This window comes from Dietzia maris, from assembly GCF_014144855.1.
GTDB lineage: Bacteria > Actinomycetota > Actinomycetes > Mycobacteriales > Mycobacteriaceae > Dietzia > Dietzia kunjamensis.
The window spans coordinates 1-1,110 of the sequence record NZ_JAALDN010000305.1 but is presented as its reverse complement, the minus strand read 5'-3'; the positions used below and the strand labels follow the sequence as shown (position 1 = coordinate 1,110).

The following is a 1,110-nucleotide window of genomic DNA, read 5'->3' as shown; positions in this document are numbered from 1 at the left end:
TGTACACCTCGCGCTCGACGGTCTGCTCGCGGTAGATGTCCGGGCCGCGCAGGGTCACACGCTCACGGATCCGCGCCGCGTCCGGACGGTAGGGCCCGTTGCCCGGGTAGCCCACGACGATCGCGTCATCGCCGGTGCGGGCGCGGTTCTCGGCGAAGGGCAGTACCGGCGCGTCCAGCCCGTCCACGCGCAGGACCGCGATATCCACGCGGGGGTCGTAGACCATCACCTCGGCGTCCAGCTCGTCATCACCGGACACCACGGTCACCGACCCGGTGCCCGCCACGACGTGCGCGTTGGTCATCACGAGCCCCGGTGCGGCCACGAACCCCGACCCCTCCAGCGCGCGGCTGCAGGACTCGGCCCGGCCGCGGATCTTCAGCACGGACGGCTGTACGCGGGTCACCACCTCGGAGCCGGCGAGGACCGGATCGGGCGGTGGGACCTCCTGCATCGGGGTGGTCCCGAAGGGGCCGAGGATGTCCGGGAAACCGGTGGTGCCGAGGACCGAGGTGAACGTCGCGGGGATCCGTTGCAGCTGTTCGGGGGCGACGTCGTCGATCTTGGCCAGCACGGACGACCCTCGCACCGCCTTGCCCAGCCCGGGTCCCTCCTGCGCGGCGATGGGCACCGCGACCAGCCAGGCCACGAGCAGCATGGCAGCGGACTGGAGGACGGCGCCCACCGTGCTGTCGAGGAGTCGTGCACCGGATCCGGCGATGTAGCGCCTGGCGGCGCGGCCGATCGTGACGCCGGCGACCTGCCCGATGATCACCATCACCGCGATGATCGCCAGCCCCGCGGACAGCCTGCCGAACGGCGAGTCGATCTCCCGCACGAGGTGCGGGGCCACCAGCAGTCCGGAGGTCGCGCCGATGCCCACTCCGAGCAACGCGAAGCCCGACGCGGCGGCCCCGTTGATCCAGCCCGAGATCGCCGCGGCCGCGGCGAGTGCGAACAGTGCCAGGTCGAGCCATTGCGAGCCCGTCACCGGTACCCCCTCCGAGGATTGTCCGCGGGCAGGTCGAGCGACTCCTCGCCGTCGGCGGGCTGCTCGCCGTCCCCGGCCAGCTCGCCGCCGGGGGCCGTGCCACCGGCGACGGCGCCGTC

Annotated in this window: 1 protein-coding gene; it reads right to left on the bottom strand. The window is 73.0% G+C overall.

All coding sequences use genetic code 11. The features are described from left to right. Positions 1-991, bottom strand: a 991-nt coding sequence (locus G6024_RS10445; protein WP_159148655.1) for a MarP family serine protease, incomplete at its 3' end; no start/stop codon positions are given. Positions 992-1,110 lie beyond the last annotated feature (119 nt).